The organism is Wolbachia endosymbiont (group E) of Neria commutata, assembly GCF_964026735.1.
Lineage (GTDB): Bacteria > Pseudomonadota > Alphaproteobacteria > Rickettsiales > Anaplasmataceae > Wolbachia.
On record NZ_OZ034692.1, the window covers coordinates 572,341 to 594,201 of the forward strand.

22 protein-coding genes and 3 pseudogenes are annotated in these 21,861 nt (G+C 34.0%); 10 read left to right on the forward strand and 15 right to left on the reverse strand.

The features are described from left to right. Positions 1 to 94: 94 nt before the first annotated feature. Positions 95 to 1,312 (forward strand): MFS transporter, encoded by a 1,218-nt coding sequence (locus AAGD89_RS03030; protein WP_341808787.1) that lies wholly within the window; start codon positions 95 to 97, stop codon positions 1,310 to 1,312. Positions 1,313 to 1,373: 61 nt separating this feature from the next. On the opposite strand, the gene AAGD89_RS03035 is transcribed toward AAGD89_RS03030, so the two are convergent. Next, on the reverse strand, positions 1,374 to 1,640 hold the full coding sequence (locus AAGD89_RS03035; RefSeq protein WP_341808788.1) for a hypothetical protein: 267 nt from the start codon (positions 1,638 to 1,640) through the stop codon (positions 1,374 to 1,376). Between the two features lie 11 nt (positions 1,641 to 1,651). Beyond that, a complete protein-coding gene (locus tag AAGD89_RS03040) occupies positions 1,652 to 2,407 on the reverse strand; it encodes an ankyrin repeat domain-containing protein (RefSeq protein ID WP_341808789.1) in 756 nt (251 codons plus the stop codon). Positions 2,408 to 2,639: 232 nt separating this feature from the next. Here AAGD89_RS03040 and AAGD89_RS03045 point away from each other — a divergent pair, with 232 nt between their 5' ends. After that, entirely contained in the window at positions 2,640 to 3,269 is a 630-nt protein-coding gene (locus AAGD89_RS03045) for an oxidoreductase (RefSeq protein WP_341808790.1), read from the forward strand. Next, the gene (locus AAGD89_RS03050) at positions 3,253 to 3,771 is read left to right on the forward strand and encodes a 5-formyltetrahydrofolate cyclo-ligase (RefSeq protein WP_341808791.1); all 519 of its coding nucleotides are present in this window, start codon (positions 3,253 to 3,255) and stop codon (positions 3,769 to 3,771) included. The genes AAGD89_RS03045 and AAGD89_RS03050 overlap by 17 nt, the downstream gene beginning before the upstream one ends. 8 nt (positions 3,772 to 3,779) lie before the next feature. On the opposite strand, the gene ispH is transcribed toward AAGD89_RS03050, so the two are convergent. Next, positions 3,780 to 4,709: a 4-hydroxy-3-methylbut-2-enyl diphosphate reductase gene (gene ispH / locus AAGD89_RS03055; RefSeq protein ID WP_341808792.1), complete on the reverse strand. Its 930-nt coding sequence runs from the start codon at positions 4,707 to 4,709 to the stop codon at positions 3,780 to 3,782. A gap of 20 nt (positions 4,710 to 4,729) precedes the next feature. Between ispH and AAGD89_RS03060 the strand changes: the two genes are divergently transcribed. Then, positions 4,730 to 6,307: a penicillin-binding protein 2 gene (locus tag AAGD89_RS03060; protein ID WP_341808793.1), complete on the forward strand. Its 1,578-nt coding sequence runs from the start codon at positions 4,730 to 4,732 to the stop codon at positions 6,305 to 6,307. Positions 6,308 to 6,309: 2 nt separating this feature from the next. On the opposite strand, the gene AAGD89_RS03065 is transcribed toward AAGD89_RS03060, so the two are convergent. Continuing rightward, on the reverse strand, positions 6,310 to 6,603 hold the full coding sequence (locus AAGD89_RS03065; RefSeq protein WP_341808794.1) for a hypothetical protein: 294 nt from the start codon (positions 6,601 to 6,603) through the stop codon (positions 6,310 to 6,312). A gap of 118 nt (positions 6,604 to 6,721) precedes the next feature. Next, entirely contained in the window at positions 6,722 to 7,024 is a 303-nt protein-coding gene (locus tag AAGD89_RS03070) for an NADH dehydrogenase ubiquinone Fe-S protein 4 (RefSeq protein WP_341808795.1), read from the reverse strand. 131 nt (positions 7,025 to 7,155) lie between these two features. On the opposite strand from AAGD89_RS03070, the pseudogene AAGD89_RS03075 reads away from it, so the two are divergent. Both AAGD89_RS03075 and AAGD89_RS03080 read left to right on the forward strand, forming a co-directional pair. Next, positions 7,156 to 7,671, forward strand: a pseudogene (locus AAGD89_RS03075) (ribonuclease D); the annotation flags it as partial. 177 nt (positions 7,672 to 7,848) lie between these two features. After that, positions 7,849 to 8,116 (forward strand): annotated as a pseudogene (locus AAGD89_RS03080) (DUF6444 domain-containing protein); the annotation flags it as partial. Positions 8,117 to 8,176: 60 nt separating this feature from the next. On the opposite strand, the gene AAGD89_RS07270 reads toward AAGD89_RS03080, so the two are convergent. The 5 genes from AAGD89_RS07270 to AAGD89_RS03100 all read right to left on the reverse strand — a co-directional run bounded on the left by AAGD89_RS07270 (position 8,177) and on the right by AAGD89_RS03100 (position 10,700). Next, entirely contained in the window at positions 8,177 to 8,395 is a 219-nt protein-coding gene (locus AAGD89_RS07270) for a transposase (RefSeq protein WP_410541844.1), read from the reverse strand. 48 nt (positions 8,396 to 8,443) lie between these two features. Then, positions 8,444 to 8,632, reverse strand: a complete 189-nt coding sequence (locus tag AAGD89_RS03085; RefSeq protein WP_341807927.1) for a hypothetical protein — start codon at positions 8,630 to 8,632, stop codon at positions 8,444 to 8,446. 24 nt (positions 8,633 to 8,656) lie between these two features. Next, the gene (locus tag AAGD89_RS03090; protein ID WP_341808723.1) at positions 8,657 to 9,037 is read right to left on the reverse strand and encodes an IS630 transposase-related protein; all 381 of its coding nucleotides are present in this window, start codon (positions 9,035 to 9,037) and stop codon (positions 8,657 to 8,659) included. A gap of 16 nt (positions 9,038 to 9,053) precedes the next feature. Next, positions 9,054 to 9,557: a hypothetical protein gene (locus AAGD89_RS03095; RefSeq protein ID WP_341808796.1), complete on the reverse strand. Its 504-nt coding sequence runs from the start codon at positions 9,555 to 9,557 to the stop codon at positions 9,054 to 9,056. A 237-nt stretch (positions 9,558 to 9,794) separates the two neighbouring features. After that, positions 9,795 to 10,700, reverse strand: coding sequence for a hypothetical protein (locus AAGD89_RS03100; protein WP_341808797.1), 906 nt, complete (start codon positions 10,698 to 10,700; stop codon positions 9,795 to 9,797). Positions 10,701 to 10,877: 177 nt separating this feature from the next. Here AAGD89_RS03100 and polA point away from each other — a divergent pair, with 177 nt between their 5' ends. Continuing rightward, complete coding sequence (polA, locus tag AAGD89_RS03105) at positions 10,878 to 13,421, forward strand: DNA polymerase I (RefSeq protein WP_341808906.1); 2,544 nt, start codon at positions 10,878 to 10,880, stop codon at positions 13,419 to 13,421. A 115-nt stretch (positions 13,422 to 13,536) separates the two neighbouring features. After that, positions 13,537 to 14,748, forward strand: coding sequence for a hypothetical protein (locus AAGD89_RS03110; RefSeq protein WP_341808798.1), 1,212 nt, complete (start codon positions 13,537 to 13,539; stop codon positions 14,746 to 14,748). A gap of 26 nt (positions 14,749 to 14,774) precedes the next feature. Here the strand turns inward: AAGD89_RS03110 and ftsH are convergent, their stop codons facing one another. From ftsH to AAGD89_RS03130, 4 genes and pseudogenes are all read right to left on the reverse strand, one after another. After that, positions 14,775 to 16,607 (reverse strand): ATP-dependent zinc metalloprotease FtsH, encoded by a 1,833-nt coding sequence (gene ftsH / locus AAGD89_RS03115; RefSeq protein WP_341808799.1) that lies wholly within the window; start codon positions 16,605 to 16,607, stop codon positions 14,775 to 14,777. A 229-nt stretch (positions 16,608 to 16,836) separates the two neighbouring features. Beyond that, positions 16,837 to 17,685 carry an SPFH domain-containing protein gene (locus AAGD89_RS03120; RefSeq protein ID WP_341808800.1) on the reverse strand — a complete coding sequence of 283 codons (849 nt, stop codon included), beginning with the start codon at positions 17,683 to 17,685 and terminating at the stop codon, positions 16,837 to 16,839. A 113-nt stretch (positions 17,686 to 17,798) separates the two neighbouring features. Further along, positions 17,799 to 18,245: pseudogene (locus tag AAGD89_RS03125) on the reverse strand (M23 family metallopeptidase); the annotation flags it as partial. A gap of 63 nt (positions 18,246 to 18,308) precedes the next feature. Then, complete coding sequence (locus AAGD89_RS03130) at positions 18,309 to 19,058, reverse strand: YebC/PmpR family DNA-binding transcriptional regulator (protein WP_341808801.1); 750 nt, start codon at positions 19,056 to 19,058, stop codon at positions 18,309 to 18,311. 191 nt (positions 19,059 to 19,249) lie between these two features. Here AAGD89_RS03130 and AAGD89_RS03135 point away from each other — a divergent pair, with 191 nt between their 5' ends. Further along, positions 19,250 to 20,134: an ankyrin repeat domain-containing protein gene (locus AAGD89_RS03135; RefSeq protein WP_341808802.1), complete on the forward strand. Its 885-nt coding sequence runs from the start codon at positions 19,250 to 19,252 to the stop codon at positions 20,132 to 20,134. A gap of 56 nt (positions 20,135 to 20,190) precedes the next feature. Here AAGD89_RS03135 and AAGD89_RS03140 read toward each other — a convergent pair whose 3' ends face one another. Then, positions 20,191 to 21,351: a 5-(carboxyamino)imidazole ribonucleotide synthase gene (locus tag AAGD89_RS03140; RefSeq protein WP_341808803.1), complete on the reverse strand. Its 1,161-nt coding sequence runs from the start codon at positions 21,349 to 21,351 to the stop codon at positions 20,191 to 20,193. A 104-nt stretch (positions 21,352 to 21,455) separates the two neighbouring features. Between AAGD89_RS03140 and apaG the strand changes: the two genes are divergently transcribed. Further along, positions 21,456 to 21,860 carry a Co2+/Mg2+ efflux protein ApaG gene (apaG, locus tag AAGD89_RS03145; RefSeq protein ID WP_341808804.1) on the forward strand — a complete coding sequence of 135 codons (405 nt, stop codon included), beginning with the start codon at positions 21,456 to 21,458 and terminating at the stop codon, positions 21,858 to 21,860. Position 21,861: the final 1 nt, after the last annotated feature.

A 21,861-nucleotide genomic window follows, 5' to 3' on the forward strand; every position in this document is an offset into this window, starting at 1 on the left:
ATGATTATGCAAGAGGTTTAAAGCAAAATAAATATTTATAAAACTTTGTTTTTCTAACTAAAGTGTTTATAATCCCAGGTTTGAGGTAAAGTTAATGCTACAGAGAAATTTTTTAATATGGTTGTTGGCATCCCTGTTCTATGCTTATCAATACATATTGCGCGTAATTCCAAACATAATCGCACCTGAATTAATCACAAAATTTAATATAAGCATTGCAGATGTGGGTCAATTTGGTGGTATATACTATATAGGTTATACGCTTGCTCATATTCCTATTGGTATTCTTCTTGATAGATTTGGACCAAAATTTGTTTTGCCTGCATGTATTGTTTTAACATTTACTGGAACATTACCTCTCATATGCTTTGATGAGTGGAGTTATTCAATAATTGGTAGAATAATTGTGGGAATTGGATCATCTGCTTCAGCAATTGGACTTTTTAAAGTTGCAAGCATGTATTTTTCACAAGAAAAATCAGCAAGAATGGCAAGCTTATCCATAATAATAGGGTTATTAGGAGGTATATGTGGAGGATTACCGCTTGACTTCTTGCTAAATAAATTTGGCTGGAGCTGTGTTTTCTATATATTTTCGGCATTCGGTTGTTTACTTGCTCTGTTACTATTTTTTGTAACACCGAGCATCAATACTCAACAAGAAAAAGTCAGCATTAAAGACTTAAAAACAGTGTTTTTCAACAAGCATATCATTCTAATTAGCTTTTTTGGTGGGCTTATGGTTGGTACAATGGAAGGTTTTGCAGATGGTTGGGCAAAGGCATTCTTTTTTGAAGTATATGAAATAAGTGAAGACTTGGCATCTTCTCTCACTTCCGTAATATTGATAGGAATGTTAACAGGATCATTCTCTTTGGCTTATTTATTGGAAAAGTATAAAAACAAACATTATGAGGCAATTATTGCGTGTTCATTTGCAATGATCGCTGGTTTTCTATTACTTTTTACTCAGATTGGTGGCTTATACATTGCACTACCTGCACTTTTCATTATTGGGTTTGCATCTGGATATCAAGTGGTGACAATTTACAAAGCACTAAGTTATGTAAATAATAACTTGGTGGGCCTGGCCACAGCTGTATCAAATATGATCATCATGGTTTTTGGTTATTTTTTTCACACTGGAATTGCAAAAATAATAGATTTATATTGGGATAGAACGGTTATACAGGAAAATCCTGTTTACAGTGCCGAATTGCTAATAAAAGCAACATCCATTATCCCTGCATGTTTACTCATAGCTATTTTTGGGTTTATGTGGTTAAAAAAGCAGGATAAGCAACTAACGTAATCCATAACACTGGAATCCATATTGATGGATTCCAGTTTGAATGGCATGAAAGAAACTTATACTACATGATTAAACACTGTTTTCCTCTTTGTTGTCTAGCTTTAACATTTGCTGTACTGAGGTTGCTACTAGGATCTGGCTCAGCATTATTAATACCAAGCTTCGGTTCTACAGATACCTTTAATTTTTGTGCTGCCTTACCTTCAGTTTTAGCAATAGCACTTTGTAGGTATTCAAAGTAATATTCATTAGCTGCATCACTGGCCCATTCAAATGGGTTTGTTCCACTCTTATCTGGTAAATAAACGCACTCAAGGGCTGCTTCCACAAGTGCATTTATTAAATCTCGGTGTGACCCTTAAGAAACCTTCCACTAGCGCTTGATATCGCTGCGTACAACGGTGTCTTGCCATAGCGATCTTGTATATTGGGTTTTGCGCCTTTTTGGAGTAGAAGCTTTACTGCTCCTGTTCTGCGTTCTTCTGCGGCTTCATGCAAAGGAGTACTATTATCTTTATCGAGAGCATCAATTGTTGCACCTCTATCTAAAAGAGCTTTTATCACCTCTACCTGTCCATTTTGTGCAGCATGATGCAAAGGAGTCCTACCTTTCTTGTCTAGCTCATTCGCATTTATACCTTTATCCAATAAAAATGTTACTCTCTCAGCATTTACATCTGCTCTAGCTGCAGCGTGTAACAAAGTTATACTTCCGTGGTCATAGATGTGTTTTACTCTAATGTTGAGATCTGCCCCTCTACTTAAAAGTAGCTCCGTTACTTCCTTCCAATCTCCAGTTGGATGAGACTTTCCTAATTGCAAAGCGTCATGAAGAGGTGTATATCCATCATGGTACACTTTATTAACGTCTGAACCTCCATTTAAAAGTATCTCCATTACCCTCCTACAATTTGTGGGAGTGTCAGATCTTCCCAAGCTCAAAGGATAATAAAGAGCAGTATATCCATCAGGGTTTACTGCATTAGCACTTGCTCCGTCCTTTATTGATTTTTCTACTTCTTCTTCATCTATTCTCCAAGGATCTTTACTAAGAGCCCAGATAAGCTGTTCATCAAGTTCTGTTTGTGTCAACATAGTTCACTCCAAATTATTAATATATTAACTTAATGATTTATTATAAATATTAAATATTTATTAACTATATTATACTATTTATTGTAAATAGTCAATAATAAACTCCCCGGAGTTGTATGTGTTGATAGATTAATTTACCATAAATTTTAATAATGACACTTGACGATGTTTCTAAAAATGGCATTGCCTAAAAACAGTTGAATAAAATAAATTGCCATGATTAAAATAGTACGTGAAGAATATAATGTTAATTGGTGGTGGAGTTGGAAATGCAGTACTGTTTTCGATAGGTAAGGCATGCCTTGAAAATAACAGTAAGGTTTTGTATTTTGCTGGCTATAAAAAATTAAATGATGCATTTAAACGAACACTGATAGAGAATGCATCAAGTGTGGTAGTTTGGGCATGTGAAGAAGGATTATTAGAAACAAACAGAGATCAAGATAAATCCTTTCACGGCAATATAGTGGGTGCAATAATCTCTTATCAAAAAGGAGAATTAGGTGTGCCCACAATTAATTTAAACGCTATAGATAAAATTATTACTATTGGTTCCGGCAGAATGATGAAAGCTGTAAATGAAGCGAGAAAATCAACCTTAAAACCATATCTAAAACCAAGCCACGTGGCAATATCATCAATTAATTCTCCGATGCAATGTATGATGAAAGAGATTTGTGCTCAGTGTGTGCAACGACATATAGATCAAAAAACAGGAGAAGAATGTTTTGTTTATAGCTGCAGCAATCAAGATCAGGATATGGAAACTGTTGATTTTGATTTTCTCAATGAGCGTTTAGGACAGAATAGCTTACAGGAAAAACTCACTGCAAAGTGGATAGATCATGCTCGAAGATATTAAACAACAAAAAAAGGAAATAAGAGAACAATACAGAGCTATAAGAAAAAACATTGATGAGAGTTATTCTAATTACGCAGCAAAAGCCATTACCAATCTCTTTCATCATAATTTAAATTGTGTTAATGGCAAAACAATAGCAGCTTACATCCCGATCGATGGAGAAATAAATGTTATACCTTTGATGTATAGCTTACTCGATTTAGAATGTAAAATAGCAATCCCAAATAAAGAGAAGCTACTAAAATTTGAGGAATGGAATAAAGCAGGTGGGAATATAATTCCTGACATAATTATTACTCCTATTATCGCTTTTGATGATCATTTTAATAGGCTAGGGTTTGGTGGTGGTTGGTATGATAAAACAATGAAAAAACTTAGACCTCTTGGAAAAATATTTATAGGTATTGCATATGAAAAGCAATATTATAAAAATTTACCTACAGAAGTACATGATCAAAAACTGGATGTGATGATTACTGAAACGTGTGTTAGATATAGATAAGTTATCTTTTAAATCAATTCTGGTATTTTAAACTGAACGTTTTCAGTAATGCCACCTGGCATAATCGAGACTTTAACGTCCATGTTTGTTTTCAAATAATTTATTAGTTCATCCACTAATACACCGGGGGCAGAGGCACCTACAGTAATTCCTATTTTTTCTACTCCTTGTAACCAGCTTTCATCTATACAACTGTAGTTATCAATCAAGTATGCTCTTTTGCCTTTAGCAATACATAGATCCAATAATCGGTTTGAATTCGAACTATTTTTACTTCCTATGATTAACACCATATCTACAATTTCAGCTAGTTTTTTTACAGCATTTTGCCTGTTTTGTGTTGCATAGCATATATCCTTTAAATCAGGACCTGTAATGCTTGGAAATCTTGACTTCAGGGCAGCAATAATTTCGCGAGTATCATCTATACTTAACGTAGTTTGCGTAACGTAGGATAAATTGCTTGAGTCCTTAACTTGCAAATCATATACGTCCTGTACGGTTTGCACTAAGGCTATGGGGTTATTCACCCTTCCTCTGATTCCTTTAACTTCTGGATGATTTTCGTGCCCAATTAGGATTAGCTCTTTGCCACTTTTCTCATACCTTTGCGCTTCCTTGTGTACCTTGCTAACCAAAGGACACGTTGCATCGATAACTTGAATATCCTTTTTTTTAGCTTCGTCTTCTATACTCTTGGATACTCCATGTGCACTAAATATCAGTATTCCCCCATTATCCTTGATTTCATCAATACTGTTTACAAAAACCACTCCTTGTCTCTTGAAATCCTCTACTATATACTTATTGTGAACAATTTCGTGTAGCACATACACTTGGCACTTGTTTCGGTATTTTTCTAAAGTAATAGCTAATATGTCTACAGCTCTTTTTACTCCAGCACAAAAGCCTCGTGGTTCAGCTAAGATAATTTCCATCTTTTTTAAATCAAATAAATATGAAAGTGTTACTTAAAAACAAGCTCCGCTCGTTATACTTTATAGTACCATTGTTTGTATTTTATATAATAATTATTTTTCGTATTTTCTCTTTAACATTTGATCATCAGAGTGTTCCTGAGGATTTAAAACAGATTAACAAAGCATATAAGCAACCAGATATTTTGGATAGAAATGGAGTAGTAATCGCAACAAATGTACCTACAACGTCACTATATATAAACCCAACTAAAGTGAAGAATCCGGAAGGCATAGCAGAACAATTGTGTTCCGTTTTTAACGACCTCAAATATGAGAATCTATATAAATTACTTACTTCAAAAAAAAAATTTGCTTGGATAAAACGGCATTTAACTCCTAAAGAATTGCTAGTAATAAAAAATACTGGCGTGCCAGGAATAAATTTTTACGATGATATAAAACGCATATACCCACACAGTAACTTATTTGCGCATGTGCTTGGTTATACTGATATAGATGGCAACGGTATTGCTGGCATTGAGGCATATATAAGCAAAAACATATGGACTTCAGCGTCACGCGCTGGGATGACATCTGATCGGCATATTCAGCTATCGCTGGATTTACGAGTGCAAAATGTAGTACATGATGAATTAGCCAAAGCTATTAATAAATACCAAGCGCTAGGAGGAGTGGGAATTGTTTTAAATGTGAAAAATAGTGAAATCATTTCCATGGTTAGTCTACCTGACTTTAATCCCAATCTTCAGAACAAGGCAGAAGATGCACAAAAATTCAACCGTGCTAGCCTTGGAGTGTATGAGATGGGATCGGTGCTGAAATTCTTTACAATAGCTGCAGCGCTTGATGCAAATGTTACAAAAATTAGCGATCTATATGACGTATCAAACCCGATTACTATTGGAAAATATAAGATCCATGATTTTCACAAATCTAAAATTCCAAAAATCACAGTACGAGATATATTTATCAAATCATCCAACATTGGTGCAGCAAAAATTGCGGCTAAATTAGGTGTTGAAAAACAAGTAGAATATTTTAAAGCTATGAAGCTATTTTCTCCTTTAAAAATAGAAATTCCAGAAAAATCTATGCCAATAGTACCAAGTAGATGGAGTGAAAGTACGCTAATCACAGCATCATACGGTTACGGAGTAGCCGTTACTCCTATGCATATCGCACAAACTGCAGCTGGACTGGTTAATGATGGAATATTTCACAACGCAACTTTTATATTGGATAAAAAAAGCATTGGAGAACAAATCCTCACAAGAAGAACTTCCAGAGAGCTGCGAAAATTGTTACGTGCAGCAGTAACAGATGGAACTGGCACAAGAGCCAACATAAAAGCATATTCAATAGGAGGAAAAACCGGATCAGCAGAAAAAGTCATAAATGGTAAATACGATAAGAATGCAAACATAGCATCTTTTATAGGAGTGCTAACTACGCTTGATCCAAGATATATAGTACTGATTGCCATTGATGAGCCGCATGGCACGAAATTTTCCACTGGAGGAATAATCGCCGCACCTGTGGTCAAAAATATTATAAGCAGAATAGCACCAATACTAAATGTTACGCCTGAAATGTAAAATTATAACGGCGTTATTGTAATTTTAAACGTATCACTGTCAGTATCTTTTTCAATATACCAAGAACCATCACCTTGCGTTATGAATTCATTGCCTTTAAGCCCTATTTTTTGACCATCAACAGCAATATTAATATTGAATGTTGCAGCATCTAGATTTACTGTAGCTTCTTTTCCGCTATCTGAAGTTAAACTAAAACTACCTAACACGATATCGCTAGGACTAACTCCTCCAGTATAAAAATCGCAATAACCGCCCGTACAATATTCACCTGCAATAGAGAAAATATTCGACATATAAAGTTCCTCAATATTTATTATTTAAATAAGCTACACACATTTTTTAAGCATGTATATCTATGATACAGATAGAAACATTAAATTCAACAACTAATTGCAAAATATCACATAATGTTTAGTTGAGCAAAAAGTTATCTGAATAAGACTTTGGTAGCATTTTAACATTTTTGGGAGTTTCAATTACATATTTAACGTTACGTTTTTTTGCGTAGAACACTGCTTTTTCGAAAGAATCAAATTTTAATACAATCTGTTTTCTTGGATCTTTTGAGCCAACCCAACCCATTAGGGAGTCAATGTAATAAGAATCAGATGATTCGATTTTAAGATGCCAGAGGCTTGTATTACCTAAGCCAGATTGCGTTGCAACTTTCGTTGGTTTATAAATCTTAAAAATTACTTTATCATCAATCCCCATAGTTCCTGACGTCTATATTCAACAAACCTAAAGGTATACCTAAATATATCTTTTTACAAGTAATTATAGAGGTGACATAGAACTGACTTTAGATGTATAGTCCCAAAGTATGATGGCATGATATATGAGAAGTTACCATTAAAGCGGTTTGTGAGTGGCAAGAAACCTTAGCACAACGTTACAATATGAATCGTAACAAGGTGATTAACAATTCTGTGATAACTAATTTGATTGAAAAAAACGTAGAAAATCTTAGTGAAATTCTGGACGATATAAAAGAAAATACAAGAAATATAAAAGACGAAGATTTGCTAGAGCTTATCAATATTTTTGATGCAAATGAGAAAAAGTGGATACAGCCGATGCCAAGTAGTTATGATAAATCAGTATTTGATATACTATCAATTATTTTAGAGAATAAATGCAAAGAAAGTAATATATCAAGAAAATTAGTTTCTTCAAAAGATGAATTGATCAAATCAATATCTGGACAGACAGATAAATTATTTAAGGGGTGGAGATATGATTTTTTTGGTAAGTCAGTTGAATCCTTCTTGAAAACTCACTCGAAATTTGAGATTTCAGCAGTAAAATCTACAAACAATATAACCAAAATTCAGAGTAACTTAGTGGAAAATGAATCATGAATGGGAAATGTTAGTATATAGTACTTCTCAAAGTAAGTGACTTTACCCAGAAAAAGGTATCCGTTCAGCGGAGCGGTAAAATAAGTAGTAGAAAAGAAATGCTAAAAATATAGGTGGTATGTGTGGTAAGTATGTCTGATCTACTAGCAAGTCTTCTCAAAAAACTTAAAAACAGAAATAGAGCAGCTAAAAGCAGAAATAAAGGGATTGGAGATAGAAAACGAAAATTTGAGGGCTGAGAATAAGGCAGTAAGGATCGAAAATGCTGAATTAAGAGAAAAGCTCGGCTTAAATTCAAAAAATTCATCGATACCAAGCTCCAAAGAATTATACAAAACCAAAGAAGATAAGCCAAAGAGCAATAGGGGCACAGGTTGGGCATGAAGGTCATTGTCGCCCAAAAATGAATGCGAATGAAGTAGTGAAAATAGGAGCCCCCTGCGAAAAGGTAGAAAGTAGGTAAAAACGACTAAAAGCATGTAAAATGAAAGTTTTATAGTACTTTCTAATACAAGTGATAAACTTCCATAATCGCCTTACCAACCAAAAGGTGTAGATTATCCTGCTGATGCATGCGAGTCCTGAGCCAGCTTTTAATCGTATGCCAGCAATGCTCAATTGGATTCAGATCTGGTGAGTACGTAGGAAGATAGAGCAAATAGCAACCTATAGATTCTATTAATTCCCTTGTTTTAGCGGTTTTATGAAAAGCAGCATTATCCATAATTATAGTTGTACCAACAGGCAACTTTGGTAGCAATATTTGCTCCAGCTACGCATTGAATACATCCTTATCGCACCCTCCAGTGAAGGTCATGGGCGCAATAAAATTTTTCTTAATCCACCCACCTGTCATACTGATTCTCTCGCGTTTTTTGCCCGTAATGTCTGCATAAATTTTCTCCCCCTCGTGGAGCTCTTCCATATTCTGGGTATAGCCTATTATCGACTCCTGCTTCATCTATATACACAATGCTTTCATGGTCTATTTTGGCAACTTTTTCGACAAATTTTTGCCTATCTTCGTGGTTCCGCTCTCGGTAAAGCGTGGTCTTTTTTTTCTTGTGATTTTTAACTGCTTCAGCCTATACCAGATCGAATTTATCCCAAATCCTAGGTTTTGTTTCATCTCCATTAGCGTCTGATCTGGGTGTTTTTTAACATACTCTTTCAGCATTTTTGGATCTATTTTTCTTATAAAACCACTCATTTTTGCTGGTTTTAAGCTCTCACCTGCAGCCTTCTTTTTTAGCCATCTGTATAACGTTGCTATTCCTATCTCCAAAAGTTCTGCAACCTCTTCCTTTGGCTTTCCTTTTTTAACCAAAGATACTGCTTTCTCTCTTAAATCAACACTGTATACCATCACTTTTCCTACATGCCTAAATGGTCATTATACAGTTATCATTTGCTTTGGAAAGTACTATAACTGTTATCCTTCTACCATTTTTTCTGAAGTAAATGCCAGCTCTTCGTTGATCTGGACTTTGTTGTTGCTCTGGTTGATTTGTACTATCTGCTACTTCTTTTGATCTTGTTTGCGGTGAATTAGATGATATTCCATTACCGCTTGAAGTTGAGTCTCTACCTGAGCTACCACTAGAGAAAGTTAAAAGAGTTTGATTGTCATCCTGTATAACATCTTGATTACTTGCATTAAATCTTATTGCTACTTCCTCCCTTTTTATTGTGGAAGGATCAAAAGCAACTGGACAGCTTATATCTGATCCGCTAAGTTTATGTTTTCCATTCTGTGTTGAAAAGTGTAAAACCTGTGGTGCTGTTCTTTCTACTGAGCCTTGCTTATACTGAGTATTACCAAACTCAAGAAAAGAAGCCATTGTGTCAAAATTATTTTCTATCTCTTCTTTTACTTCCTTTACCATTTTTAACTCCTTGATTTATTAACATAATTTTATTTTAAGCAACAGTTATTAATCATATATTAATATTATTTTTAGCAAATTAATAAAAGCTATATTCTATTTAAAGAATATATTGCTAATTTATGGTAAATATATTACTTTATTAAGTGATATAATATAGTTGATGCAAATAAGATTTTCAAGTTAGAGTTATAAGTGCTGACCTTTTAAAAAAAACTGCAGTAGCCTCACTGCAGGTTAGTGTTTTAGCGTTGATGCCCTTGACTGCACACATATGTCTCTTCCATGCTTGACTGAGGAGGGTATAGCACTCCTAATTTTTCTCGAATTTTTAACATATCTGTCCCTAGTTTCTCTCAAATTCTGAATCCAATCATCTCTTGGATCAAAATCTTTTTTGCTTTTATCCTTCTCTTTTTGCAAGTCTTTCTTTATCTCCTTTAATGCCTCTTTATCTAGTTCTGTTAATGCTTGATCTTCCAAGAAAGTTTTAACTTGATGTATATCCCACTTAAGCAAGATGTTCTTATCTTCACGTGTTGGATTAGCTCTGTTGAGAACTTCTTCTAGAGTTATGTAATGTCCTTTAAGATTATATTGGTTGTTGTTATCTATTAACCTACTTATATATTTACTGTTAATTTCTTTTGCAATAATATCAAGTTGTTTATGCTTGCTCTCTTCAAATTTTTGATCAAGCTTCATTTTCCATTCTTGAACTTTTAATTGACTTAGTAAAGATTTAAGCTCTTTATAATCGTTATAACCTTTTTGATCTGTGATACATGCGAAGAATCTACTACCTATTTCAAGCTTCACCTCGTCTTTCCACTGCTGAACTACGTCTTGCATTTCTTGTAATATTTTTATCTCAATATCGTTAATTAGATCAATTATAAACTTAAATTTGTAATAATTTTTTCTATATTGTACCCCTATCACTAAATTATTTGATATATCTTGTAGATCTTCCTTTTTTGATTCATCAGTTTCTACACCAACCATAGGTAAGTAAAGATCTATTTCTCTATAGAAAGCCACTAGTTCTGTTCTGCGTAGTCCATTGCTTTGAAAATAGTCCTTAAGTTCTGAGCAATAGTCCTTGTACTCATATAGTTTGCTGAATTGTTCACTTATAAGCATTTTTACCTCTTAATCTATTAATAAAATTTATATTTTATTTAAGTATTATAATTTAAATTTAAAGTAAATATATTATTTTATTAACCAATATGATATATAACAAATTGACGAGCAAAAACAAGAACTTGATTTTTGTGGTTAAATAATGGACTATCGAGTCATACAAAAATACCTACAATGAAAGAAAAAACTTTCACGATCATTGATGGCTACGGCTTTCTCTTTAGAGCCTATTACGTATTACCTCACTTAGTTACTACCACTGGACTACCAATAGGTGGTGTATATGGCTTTTTGAACATGCTCCTTAAGTATATAGCCCATTCGGACTACTTAACCATAGCATTTGATTCTGGTAAGAAAAATTTTAGGCATGATTTATATTCTGAATATAAAGCAAATAGAGTAACTCCTCCTGAAGATTTAACTCCGCAGTTTGCGATACTCAGAGAAGCGGTGGAAGCTTTCAACCTGAGCTATGAAGAGATTGAAGGCTATGAAGCAGATGACATAATTGCAACACTAGCTGCAAATTATGGCAACACTCAAGGTTTTAAAGTGGTGGTCGTTTCATCAGATAAAGATTTATTTCAACTTTTAAATCACAATATTTTAATATTTGATCCTATAAAAAACATATATATAGATGAAAAACGCGTGGTAGAAAAGTTTGGTGTAAATTCAAACAAACTACTTGATTTACTTTCTTTAACTGGAGATGCATCTGATAACATTCCAGGAGTGCCAGGAATCGGTCCTAAAACTGCAGCTAAGTTACTGGATGAATTTGGCTCACTGGATGATATCTTAAAAAACGTAGATAAGATAGAACAAACCAGAATACGTAATATCCTCACCGAACATAAGGAAAAAGCGTTAATTTCAAGAGAGCTTATATCACTATGTGAAAATATAGATTTTCAGCATGATATTGCAAAATATGAGATCCATTCTCCAAATATAGAGAAGTTATTATCCTTTTTAAAGAAGTATGAATTTAATTCCCTGATAGGAAAAGTAGAAAAACTTTTTTCCTACAATGCATTGGATGCAGAAGAGAAATCAGAATATAGTAGTGAAGCACTAGAGAAATTTTTGGAGCATTGTAGATATGAAGGTAAAATCGCAATTTATTTTCACTTTGAAAGTAATACATTAAGTAAGATTTCCTTATCTTATGATGAGAATAATGTTTTCTATATAGAGCAAGCTAGCATACAAGAGGCGCTCATCACAATTAACTCGACTTTATTTTCAAATCGAATACTTAAAGTAATACATGACATTAAGGAAATTAGAAAAATTTTGCCTGCAATAGAGAAAACTTTAGGCTCAATCGATGATTTGATGATAATGTCATATAGCTTAGACACAGGAAAGCATGATCACAGCATTCGAAACATAGTTGCACATAATTTGAGCGGGAATGTAGAAATTTTCTCAGCAAAAACTTTAATTACTCTTCATAAAAGGTTGGAACAAAGATTATTTCAGGAAAAATTATTCACAATTTACGAGCGCTTTGATAAGCCACTTATGAAAGTGATATTTGATATGGAAAAAAATGGAATATTGCTGGATACTCAAAAATTGCAGGAGATGTCGGATAAGTTTCAGCAGGTAATTGCTGTGCTTGAGAATGAGATATATAACTTAGCAGGAGAGAAATTTAACATCGCTTCACCAAAACAATTGAGTGATATTTTATTCAATAAGATGGGACTGAATAAAAAGAAAAAGTCAAAAAAATCAGGTACTTATAGCACAAATTCTGAAGTACTAGAAGAGCTTGAAATAGAAGGGGTGGAAATCGCAAGTAAAATTTTACATTGGCGGCATTTAAGTAAATTAAAGGGCACATACACTGATGCGCTAATAAAGCAAGTTAATTCCCAGGATGGTAGAATACATACAAATTTCTCAACTACTGTCACTGCAACTGGTAGGCTCAGCTCCAGCAATCCCAATTTGCAAAATATTCCAATCAGAAGCAAAGAAGGAAATCTTATCAGACAGGCATTTATTGCACCAAAAGGACATAAAATAATTTCTGCTGATTACTCACAAATAGAACTGAGACTTTTAGCGCATGTGGCAAATGTTGCTGCATTTAAAGAGGCTTTTGCGAATGGACAAGATATTCACGATATCACTGCAAGGCAAGTTTTTGGCGTGCAAGAAGGTGCAAATGTAAGTGAGCAGCTAAGAAGAAAAGCAAAATCTATTAATTTTGGAATCATATATGGCATTAGTCCGTTTGGCCTTGCAAAGCAGCTTGGCATCACCATTGCCGAAGCTGCTGAATATATTAATTATTATTTTTCCTGCTACCCAGAAATAAAGACCTATATGGAAGAGATAATAGCGATTGCCAGATCAAATGGCTATGTAGAAACTTTGTTTGGTAGAAGGTGTTTTGTGAAGGATATACATAATACGATTTCTTACATAAGACAATTTGCAGAGAGAGCAGCAATTAATGCACCACTGCAAGGTACAGCTGCGGACATTATAAAACGTGCAATGATTCAGCTTTTTGACCGGCTAAAAGCAGGTAAAATGATATTACAGATTCATGACGAATTGCTGGTTGAAGTAGAGGAGGGGAGGGTGCAAGAAACGGCAGAGCTGATGAAGGATGTAATGGAAAACGTTGTGAAGCTTTCTGTGCCACTTTATGTAGAAATAAAAGTTGGAGATAATTGGGATAAAAGTATTTAAAATTCCTTAATTGTCATTTACATTTTAAGGATTATTCAAGTGCTAAAGGCATGAATTATTTGAAGTAGCAGAGAAAATATGTTAGAATAAATAATAAATATAAATTAGGTCAGCTATGGTAGCTATATCAACCTCACAAGCAGAAAGTTCAATTTTTTTTCTGGACCTTCCCGCTGTAACTCTAAAAGAGAAGAAAATCCGTGAAGAGCGTACGATAATCTATAATGCTTTCCTAAATACCTTGAAAAATCTAGAGAAGGATACACACCAGTATATACAGAAGATACAAGAAAAACTTTTAGATCCACAAATAGAAGGAGCAGACTATGATGCTTATAAAGAACTTTTAGACAAGCAAAAGGAACTGTTAGCTCGATTGCAGAGTGAAGAAGAAAAGAAAATTTTTAATTTTTTATTAGCAAATCATAAGAATATATTTAAAGTTGATCAAAAAAAGATAAAAGAACTTAATAAACTCAATGAAGAAAATTTTTCTCGACTTTTAGTTTTGGTATATAAAAAAATTAGGGCAGAAGGCTTAGCTGATAAGAAAAATTTAAAAAATGGTGAAATAAAAAAAGTATCAGGAAAGCTAGCTGATGAGAAGAGTTTAGAAGGAGATGAAATAAAAGAAGTAGTAGATGACAGTATAGGTGCAGCACGCGGAACAGAAGCTTGGGATTGGTTTTTTAATGGCATTAAAAATAACATGCCTGGGGTAAGCTTATTAAGAAAAATACCAGGATTTGAAAAAATTTTAGGCAAGGAGGAAGAAAAGAAAAACAAAAAGCAACTGAATGAAGAAGAGGTGGTAACAAAATTCTTACGTAAATCTTTATGGCCTATTATTACTCTCATTATTGTAATATCATTAGGTGGACTAAGCGGCCCAATGTCAGTATTTGGTCTTTTTACCATTCCTTATCCTATAGTAATAGGATCTGCTGTTTTTGGTTTTGTTGCTGCTGAATATAAGGCGGTAAAAGTTCTTTTCTCAAATGACGAAGAATGCACTAGTGATGGTCCTGACAAATCTTTTTCATCCCATGATAAAGATGTAGTAAACGTAAAAGTGCAGGAGCAAGTACAACAAAAACAAAAGGAAGATAAAGAGCAAGCGGAAGAATATGGTGAAAAGTTCAGCAAGGATATTAGTGATATTATTTTAAACACCCCAGTTCAAGGAGCTAAAAAGAGCGTGCAGAATGGCTCCAAGTTTGAAGAAGTTATAGTAACCCACCCTGCACCAACTGATCCTGCGTCTACTAAATGGCGGCGGTCAGAAGGTGAACGCAAAGAAGCAGGGGAAACTCTGTTTAGGTCATGAATTCTTGGGCACTACCAAAATCTAATCTAATATAGAGAAGATTTTTTTATTTCCTCATTATTTTGATCTTCATCCCTGACAACTTTCTTGCCACTCAAGATATCTTTTATTTCATCGCCTGTTAAAGTTTCAAATTCAAGTAGATTTTCAGCAATAAGATCTAATCCTTTCCTATGCTCAGTCAAAATATTCTTTGCATTTTCATAACAAGAAGATATAACGCTTTTTACTTCCTCATCTATAACCTTTAATGTATCTTCAGAAATTACATCAGAACCATGTACAGTTTGTTCACGATTATGGTACACAAGACCTATTTTGTCACTCATTCCCCATTTTGTTACCATAGCGCGTGATAAGTCAGATGCCTGTTTTATATCAGAGGATGCACCACTTGTAACCTTGTCATAACCAAAGATCAATTCTTCTGCTACTCTTCCACCCATAGCAACGGTTATATCTGCTATCATCTTTTCTCTTGTGAGAGATACCCTATCAGTTTCTGGTAGCCTCATAACTAAACCTAGTGCCCTACCGCGAGGAATAATCGTTGCTTTATGTATTGGATCAGAGGCTGGCATATTAACAGCAATTATCGCATGACCAGCTTCATGATATGCTGTCAGCTTCTTCTCCTCTTCTTTCATCATGAGAGATCGTCTTTCCACTCCCATCATCACTTTATCACGCGCATATTCAAAATCATCCATGGTAACAATTTTCTTATTTCTTCTTGCAGCAATAAGTGCAGACTCATTTACTAAATTTGCTAAGTCAGCCCCTGAAAAACCAGGCGTTCCTCTTGCAACTGTTTTCACATTTACATCTGGTGCCATTGATATTTTCTTTATATGTGTATTTAATATTTTCTCACGTCCATTTATATCAGGTAAAGAAATAGTAATTTGTCGATCGAAACGTCCAGGTCTAAGTAATGCAGGATCCAAAACGTCTGGTCGGTTAGTTGCAGCAATTATTATCACACCTTCATTGGATTCAAAACCGTCCATTTCGACTAATAATTGATTTAATGTCTGTTCTCTTTCGTCATTACCTCCACCAAGGCCAATACCACGGTGTCTACCAACAGCGTCTATTTCATCTATAAAAATTATACAAGGAGCGTTTTTTTTGCCTTGATCAAACATATCACGAACACGACTTGCGCCAACACCAACAAACATCTCAACAAAATCAGATCCAGAGATGCTAAAAAACGGTACATTAGCTTCACCAGCAATTGCGCGAGCAAGGAGGGTTTTACCGGTTCCAGGCGAGCCAATTAAAAGACATCCTTTTGGTATTTTTCCACCTAATGCTTGAAATTTTTGTCTATGTTTAAGAAAATCAACAATTTCCACCAATTCTTCCTTTGCCTCATCAATGCCAGCAACATCATCAAACGTTACTTTTTTCCCACTGGTCATGAGTCTAGCTCTTGATTTGCCGAAACTTATAGTTCTGTTTCCTCCAGCTTGTGTTTGCTTTAAAAAGAATAGCAATAAGCCAATAAAAATAAATGTTGGAACCCATGAAATTAATATTCCGCCAATTACGCTCATTGCAGAATCTCCAGTTGAAAAGGAGAAATTCACCTTCCTATCATGTAAATTTTTTATTAGATCGCTATATATGACGCCACTTGAATTAAAGCTTGACCCATCCTTAAAATTACCTTCAACGCTCTGATTTTTTATTACAACATTTTCTACATCATTGTCCTCTAACCTAGTTAAAAACTCTGAAAAAGGTATAGTTGTTTTACTTTTACCTATATCTCCACTAAACTGGATATAACAAACTGAAATCAGGACTATAATTACTAACCAGATTAACAAACCTTCTAAAAATTTTTTCATTGTTATTTTTAACTAAATACCAACTAAGTTTACCAAATTTTGTTTTACCATGCTATTAATAATGCATTGAATTTTGTGATTAGGAATGCCACTTTGAATCCAATTAATCATTGTTAGCATACGACCAAAAATTAGCTCAGGCCGACAATATAAAAGTTTATATCTTGGTTAGTAAAGCGATTACTGAAGTTCATCATTATAATTATATGCTTCCCCAAATACTACAATGTTACATCTGATTATCTAAACTAATAGTTGGTTGTGTGTCGTGGTCAGAGATCAGAGCTATCAGCAAATTATTTATCAATTGAACCCTTTGCTTTTCATCCAATTGTATGCTTTTATTTTTTTTAAAGTGATCTATAACTTCCTCAACAATAACTATTGCATTTTGCACTATATATCTTCTTGCAGAGGTAATGGCATGTGCTTGTTGGCGTTTTAACATCGCTTGTGCAATTTCTGATGCGTATGCTAAATGCGATATTCTTGCTTCCGTAATTTCAATTCCAGCAATATCCAGTCTATACTGCAACATAGAACGTAATTCATCTGAAATTTTATCAGAATTTTTACGTAAAGACTCTTCATCACTCTCACTATCATATGGATAATTGCTTGCTAATTCTCTTATTACTGAATCACTTTGCACAAAAACAAATTCATGATAATTATTGACGTTATAATACGCCTTTGCCGGACTATTAACTCTCCAAACAATTACAGCTGAAATTTCAATTGGATTTCCATTTGCATCATTAACTTTTATTTTATCTGTATTAATGTTTTGGAACTTTAGAGAGATAACATACTTACTTGCAAATGGGATTGTTATAAACATACCTGGTTGAAAATAAGTACCAATATAATACCCGAAAAACTCTATTACTCTTGCTTCATTAGGATTGTTGATAAAAAATCCTTGAGAAAATAGTAATATTAAAGCGACGCTTATTACAGCAAAGTTAATTCCTACATTACTATCGTATGTCAAACAAAATAATATTATACCAAGTAAAGTTAACCCTAATATTAATGTAGGAAATAAGCCAAGTTGATTTAGTTTTCTATCGTTCATTATTGCCTCTTAATCTTTTTAAATTTCTATTTAATTAACTATTGCTAATTATTTTCATCTATCTTATCAATTAATAATTTAAATTCCTCTAATTTATGATCAAGTAATTTTTATTGTATTAGTGTAAGTGGATCAATGTGTTTACCTTTATATATCACTTCGTAATGCAAATGAGGTCCTGTTGCAGCACCAGTACTACCAACATAAGCAATTACTTCCCCCTGCTTTACTTTAGAGCCTAATTTTAAATTATTATTAAATCTACTTATGTGTGCATAGCAGGTTGAATACTCATTTGTATGCTTTATCCTTATATACTTCCCATAGCCACCATTATTCCCTATATATTCTATAACACCTTCTGCAGTAGCATGTATTGGAGTACCAAGCTTAGCTGCATAGTCCACCCCTTTATGAAAAGCAATTTTGCCACGAATAGGGTGCTTTCTATTACCAAATTTTGAAGATATGCGATAATCACCATTTAAAGGATTTATGAAAAGTTTAAGATTTTTATCTTTTGATATCAATAAAACTTGTTTTTTGTTGGTTAGTGTTTCAGCAGCACTGGCATTAAATGCGAGTAAAATATAAAATAGTGTAAATAGAATTGATTTCATAATTTAAGTAATAGGATTATCATTAATAAAAGTAAAGTTACCTTCCACATGCTGTACATCATCGTTATCCTCTAGCTCTTCAACTAATGCAGATAACTTATCAATCAACTCTTTATCACTAACCTCAATCAAATCCTTTGGTTGCCACGAAAGGCTAGCAAGTTCTGGCTCTCCAAATTTTGCATAAAGGGCATCACGTACTTTGCCAAAATCTTTGACTGCGCAGGTTATAACATATACCCCTTCTGCTTGATTTTCCTCAACATTGAGCACTTCCAATTCGATTCCATAATTAAATAGATCATCAAAATTTACACCTTCTGCTTTATATACGATTAAGCCCACATGATCAAAAAGGTAACTAACGCTTCCTGTTTCTCCTAAATTTCCACCCTTGCGAGAAAAGATATAACGCACTTCAGAAGCAGTACGGTTGCGATTATTCGTTAGAATATGCACAATCAATGAAGTAGCAGAAGGTCCATGGCCTTCATATTGTATCTCCTCGTAATTTTCTCCAGCGATATTACCTGCTGCATTTTTTATAGCTATTTCTATTTTATCTTTTGGTAAATTTTCTTTGCGTGCAGCAAATATAGCAGAGCGAAGACGTGGATTTAACTCAGGATCAGGCAATCCTTGTTTTGCAGCAACTGTTATTTCTCTAATCAGCTTTGTAAATTTTTGAGAGCGCTTTGCATCTTGCGCACCTTTGCGGTGTTTTATATTTGAAAATTGTGAATGGCCAGCCATATTCAAATAGTTAAAAGCTAATTGTATACCAAAGTGTAGAGAAAATTAAATAAAATTTTCATGTTTTCTATTCTTATTAAGTAGCAGATACTGAAACTTAATGTACTGGGCAAGTGAAAAGCTTGACATTACTTATAATTAATTATTAGTACTATATAATAGTATATTAATAGAGTTGTGTGAGGTAATTTATGAGTAGAAGAGAGCTAGAAGAGGGTGACGTAACTAGAGCCAAGGAACTTACGCCAAAGGGTGCTGATGCTGACATTAAAGATAATAATAGCTTTTTAGCAAAGCTCCTTGATGATTGTGATGATGTTAATGCTGAAAATATATTTTTTGGCACGCTACTACACCTAGCTGTTAGAGGAGGAGATTTGAATAAAGCAAAGCTTCTGATTGAAAGTGGTGCTAATGTTCATGCTAAAGGGCATTATTATCCAACACCATTATATTATGCTGGGAACCCAGATATGGTGCAACTTTTGCTTGAGCGTGGTAGTGATGCTAATTTTATAGGTGACGGTGTCAACACACCATTATGTTATTTTGTTCAAAAAGGTGATCTAAATACGGTACAACTTCTTCTTGATTATGGCGCTGATATTAATGATAAAAGTTTTGATGGCAAAACACCACTTCAACTTGCTTTTAACGAAAATAAAATAGATATTGCTAAACTCATAATAAAACACATAGCAAAACTACAAGCTGATGGTAAATATGTCAGCCCAGAGAATTTGGAGATCAAAGCTCAAGTTACCACTGAAATAATATTTTTCGATAATTATAGACCGTTAATTGATGCTTTACCACAACTAGGCTATAATGGTAACGATGAACGTTGTAACATAAAAACTTTTCTAAAAGAAAACAAAGATAAGCTTAAAGTGAAGCTTGGAGTTAAAGACAAAACTTTGATCGATTTTGTAAACTTTGAAGATGTTACAGTAAGGCATACTCCAACATTACAATTGTGTGCGATTGTTTCAGGGTTGGTAAAAAACAACACCTTGCTTAAAAACCCAAACACTGAACGGCATAAAGCCCTAGAATCTGGTAAAGGGTTTGACTAAACCAATTTAAGACGTTCTTAAATAAAGCTTTTTCAAAATTCGTTTTTGAGAGGGCTCTACTCACTTAAATCTATATTCACATGTCCCATTTTGCGCTTAGCTCTCACCTCTTTTTTTCCATATAAAGTTAAACTAGCTTTTTTATTGTTCAAATATTTGTGAGAATCATATATATCATCACCTATTATGTTTTTTGTCTTGCAAGGAAAATGTAACACCACTTCCTGCATAGGAAATTCACATATTATTCTGACCAATTGCTCAAATTGACTAACATTGCATGCATTGAGGCTCCAGTGGCAAGAATTGTGAGGCCTTGGAGCCAATTCATTAACCAGCAACTGATTATCTTTTGTGACAAAAAATTCAATAGCTAGAATTCCTATTAAATCAAGAGCATTTGCTATTTTTTCTGCAATTTGCTGTGCTTTTTCGGTTAAACCCTTGTCTATTTTGGCTGGTACTGTTGAAGTATCAAGTATTCCATCAACATGATGATTTTCTGCTATAGGGAAAAAGGCTACTTTACCACTATTATCCCTTGCAACGACAATCGAAATTTCTTTCAGTAAATCAACATTTTTTTCTAGAATATATTGTTTGTTCCAGTCTAGGGAAGCAACCTCAAGTAAGGTGTCATTCCAGTGCGTGACACTGGAATCTATATCTTTTTTCTGGATCCCAGTGTCAAGCACTGGGATGACAGAATGTTCTGCAAGGAGCCTATTTTTAATAACATATTGCCCTTTGCCATCATAACCCATTTCTGCTGTTTTGAGTCTCGCTGAATAGCCAAAAATTTCGCAATTTTTTAGTAACTCAGCATAATTTTTTATACTTTGATAATCAGCAGTTTTGATATTCAAATTTCCAATAAAATCTTTCTCTCTCAGTCTATTTTGTGCAACGTGTAATGCTTTCTTTCCTGGGTAAAAATCCACATGCTGCGCAATAATATCAATGGCACTGCATGGAACGTTTTCAGATTCAACGGTCACCAAATCCACACTTTCAGCAAAAGATTCAAGCGCTTTCTTATCAGAAAAATCTGCTACTATAAAATCATCAGCGACAGAACAAGCCGGATCATCTTTAGCGTTAGCAAAAATATGAGTTTTTTGCCCGAGCTTTGCTGCAGCAACAGCGGTCATTTTGCCCAGTTGTCCACTACCTATTATTCCTATTACTTTTTGACCAAACACTCTCGGTTCGCTCATAATTGTCAACCAACATTTCCCAATCAGAATATAAGAATATTCTTGAAGAATCTACGAAAAAAGTGTATAATAAGAATATCATATTCTCACAATAAATATCCTCAATGGCCCTGGAATATACACTCACTACTAACCTTGTTAAAGTTACAGTTTTACCAATTTATATTGAGGAACAATCCATTCCTTACGAAAATTGCTACGTATGGATGTATAACGTTAAGATAAAAAATCAAAGTCAATCAACTATTCAACTATTAAGTCGTCATTGGCAAATAATAGATTATAGGGGAAAAGTAAATGAAATTGCCGGCATTGGTGTGATTGGAGAACAACCTATCATCAGGGCTGGAGAAATATTCAAATATACAAGTGGGGCATACTTAAATGTGCCATCTGGAATAATGCAGGGTAAATATGAATTTCTCAATGAAGAAAGCACAAAAACTTTTGAGGTTATAATACCATCCTTCTCTTTGGATAGTCCATACGTCAACACCAGACCGCATTAAT

Coding starts and splice junctions, on each gene's coding strand:
- AAGD89_RS03030 (WP_341808787.1), top strand. CDS start 95: ATGCTACAGAGAAATTTTTTAATATGGTTGTTGGCATCCCTGTTCTAT.
- AAGD89_RS03140 (WP_341808803.1), bottom strand. CDS start 21,351: ATGAGCGAACCGAGAGTGTTTGGTCAAAAAGTAATAGGAATAATAGGT.
- AAGD89_RS03110 (WP_341808798.1), top strand. CDS start 13,537: ATGGTAGCTATATCAACCTCACAAGCAGAAAGTTCAATTTTTTTTCTG.
- AAGD89_RS03095 (WP_341808796.1), bottom strand. CDS start 9,557: ATGGTAAAGGAAGTAAAAGAAGAGATAGAAAATAATTTTGACACAATG.
- polA (WP_341808906.1), top strand. CDS start 10,878: ATGAAAGAAAAAACTTTCACGATCATTGATGGCTACGGCTTTCTCTTT.
- AAGD89_RS03085 (WP_341807927.1), bottom strand. CDS start 8,632: ATGAAGCAGGAGTCGATAATAGGCTATACCCAGAATATGGAAGAGCTC.
- AAGD89_RS03070 (WP_341808795.1), bottom strand. CDS start 7,024: ATGGGGATTGATGATAAAGTAATTTTTAAGATTTATAAACCAACGAAA.
- AAGD89_RS03135 (WP_341808802.1), top strand. CDS start 19,250: ATGAGTAGAAGAGAGCTAGAAGAGGGTGACGTAACTAGAGCCAAGGAA.
- AAGD89_RS03090 (WP_341808723.1), bottom strand. CDS start 9,037: ATGGTATACAGTGTTGATTTAAGAGAGAAAGCAGTATCTTTGGTTAAA.
- AAGD89_RS03130 (WP_341808801.1), bottom strand. CDS start 19,058: ATGGCTGGCCATTCACAATTTTCAAATATAAAACACCGCAAAGGTGCG.
- AAGD89_RS03040 (WP_341808789.1), bottom strand. CDS start 2,407: ATGTTGACACAAACAGAACTTGATGAACAGCTTATCTGGGCTCTTAGT.
- AAGD89_RS03120 (WP_341808800.1), bottom strand. CDS start 17,685: ATGAACGATAGAAAACTAAATCAACTTGGCTTATTTCCTACATTAATA.
- AAGD89_RS03065 (WP_341808794.1), bottom strand. CDS start 6,603: ATGTCGAATATTTTCTCTATTGCAGGTGAATATTGTACGGGCGGTTAT.
- AAGD89_RS03050 (WP_341808791.1), top strand. CDS start 3,253: ATGCTCGAAGATATTAAACAACAAAAAAAGGAAATAAGAGAACAATAC.
- AAGD89_RS03100 (WP_341808797.1), bottom strand. CDS start 10,700: ATGCTTATAAGTGAACAATTCAGCAAACTATATGAGTACAAGGACTAT.
- apaG (WP_341808804.1), top strand. CDS start 21,456: ATGGCCCTGGAATATACACTCACTACTAACCTTGTTAAAGTTACAGTT.
- AAGD89_RS03060 (WP_341808793.1), top strand. CDS start 4,730: ATGAAAGTGTTACTTAAAAACAAGCTCCGCTCGTTATACTTTATAGTA.
- ispH (WP_341808792.1), bottom strand. CDS start 4,709: ATGGAAATTATCTTAGCTGAACCACGAGGCTTTTGTGCTGGAGTAAAA.
- ftsH (WP_341808799.1), bottom strand. CDS start 16,607: ATGAAAAAATTTTTAGAAGGTTTGTTAATCTGGTTAGTAATTATAGTC.
- AAGD89_RS07270 (WP_410541844.1), bottom strand. CDS start 8,395: ATGGATAATGCTGCTTTTCATAAAACCGCTAAAACAAGGGAATTAATA.